This window comes from Streptococcus sp. HMSC066F01 (assembly GCF_001837335.1).
Lineage (GTDB): Bacteria > Bacillota > Bacilli > Lactobacillales > Streptococcaceae > Streptococcus > Streptococcus oralis_S.
Window position 1 is genome coordinate 1,320 of record NZ_KV832093.1, and the last position, 2,157, is coordinate 3,476.

Annotated in this window: 2 protein-coding genes; both read right to left on the bottom strand. The window is 35.4% G+C overall.

Translation table 11 applies throughout. From position 1 onward, the window contains the following. On the bottom strand, positions 1-1,518 hold a 1,518-nt coding region (locus tag HMPREF2655_RS03000), incomplete at its 3' end, for an isopeptide-forming domain-containing fimbrial protein (RefSeq protein WP_142352114.1). A 365-nt stretch (positions 1,519-1,883) separates the two neighbouring features. Beyond that, a partial coding sequence (locus HMPREF2655_RS03005) for an LPXTG cell wall anchor domain-containing protein (RefSeq protein ID WP_049500709.1) occupies positions 1,884-2,157 on the bottom strand: 274 nt, incomplete at its 5' end.

Sequence of the window (2,157 nt, forward strand, 5' to 3'; positions counted from 1 at the left end):
TGTTTGACTTGGTTGCGTTGGCGTTGCTTGACTGCCATTAGGTAAATTCTTTTCTGTTGCTGGAAGCAAGTCTTTCACTTCTTGTGGCAACTCTTTACCTGGAGTTCCACTGACAAATTCATGGTGTTTTTCGTAAAGAAGAGCCGTGCTCACTTGATTAGAAGGAGCTGATAAGTTATCAACATGCAAGGTTACAGTGTTGTTAATTTTTTCAGGTCCCTTTTCTTCCACTTTTTTGTTTGTAGCTGTTTTATAAGTGATAATAATCTCAGCGGCAGAATTTGATTTTATGTATTCAGGTGTCATTTTAACAGTAACTGTTTGACCTGACTTCTCGATCGTATAGTCACGTCCTTCTTGCAGAGTCACTCCACCTGATTCAACTTTAAGTTCTTTATAGTCCAAGCGATCATCAAAATTTTGAACCATTTCAATAGATGATGGAGCTGCTAAAAGGTCTTTACCTGGAACCGGAACTTTAAAAGTAGCCTTATAAGTTACATCCTGCCCCTCTTTAGCTGGAATCTCAGTTGGTTCCACCTCGAGAACTGGACTTGGGTCAAGCTTTTCAACATACAATCCAAATACAGCAGAACAGGTTTCCGTAGATGAATAACCAAAATTCATGCTGTTACTATTTGAACGAAGCGCTAAACCTGAAACATTGTTTTCATAGTAACTACCTCCCGTTATTTGAGTGGCAATCCATGAAGTACGGTCACTTGTTTCTTCCTGTTGCAAGACATTGGCATTGTTCATTAATCGAAGGTTCACATCATTCTTATAGTTTTTTACATAGAAAGTTTCCTTCAAATTGTTTGCATCAATTGCATCAATATCTGTTGGTTTCATGACCAATTTCAAGTCTGTTTCTGTTCCATCAGCATAACGAATTTCTGCTGTAACATCAGCATCAATCCAAAACGCTTTATTCATGATGTAGTCATGATTCGCATCCACATAAGGAACATTCCCAATTTCGAAAGCACTACTTTCCCATAATTCAGAAATTGAGAAAAATTCGACAGTAGATTTTTGAGCACTATTCATTTCAGACTCTGCTTGAGCAGTATTTAGATAGTGAAGAGTTACCTTATTAAATTTTAAATAAGCATCTACTTGCTTACCGTGAACGTTACCAATATTTGTGAATTTTAGAGATAAAGGATTTTCAAAAACTTGATCTTGCTTTTTACTTTTATCTACTTTGAGAGTAAAGTTTTCCATCTCACCTGGATAAGCACCCCCACTTAGATATTCATAATGGGGATTCGATAGATGAAACTGATCAACAGACTGTGATTTAGATAAAACACTAGCATTGTTAATATTTAAATTAAACTTACGAATATCCAAGGTAGAGATATCCGTTCCATTTTTAATCTCTTCTAATGCAGCATAAGACTGAACCGGAAGAAGAAAAATAGAAAAAAGTAAAACGACCAGGCCGATATAAGCCTTTGTTTTTCTACCTAAATTAGTAGAAAACGGCACTTTCATGCCTCTTCTCCATTTCATAATTAACCTCCAAACTAAAAATGATTTGTATACAATCATTTTAAAAAGAAATGTTCACCTCATTCTAACACAAAAAGGGGGCAATTAAAAGTAGATTATAGATAAAAATTTATTATTTTGTATTTCCAGACTGTCAATTTTCGGTGAGAATAATTAAAATATCAAAATTTCAGAACAGGCGTTTACACTATGTAAATAGCCTTTTTATTGTTGAACCTATTATCACTCCATGAGTTTCATAACGTGCTCATACTACACATAAACATTAATATATTTAATTTTTTATAAAAAAGAACCCAAGAATAAATTCTGGGTTCTTTTTAGTATTTCTCGTACAAAAGATGCTTTTGTACAATTAGAGAGCCTTAGTCTTTCTTACGAAGGACAAAAGCAGCTAGACTTGCAAAGGCAAGACCGATGACTGAAAGAAGACTAGATACTGCTGTACCTGTGCTTGGTAGAGCTTTCTTATCTTGACTTGCAGTTTCTTCTTTCTTAGTGCTTTCGGCTTGGTTTCCTGTTGTTGCAGGATCCTTCTTATCACCGTTGGTTGTTGTAGAAGCTACTTTCTTAGTTCCTACTTCAACGATCTCATCTACGGCTGGAGTTGTGATTGTGTTTGATTTCTCAACACGACCT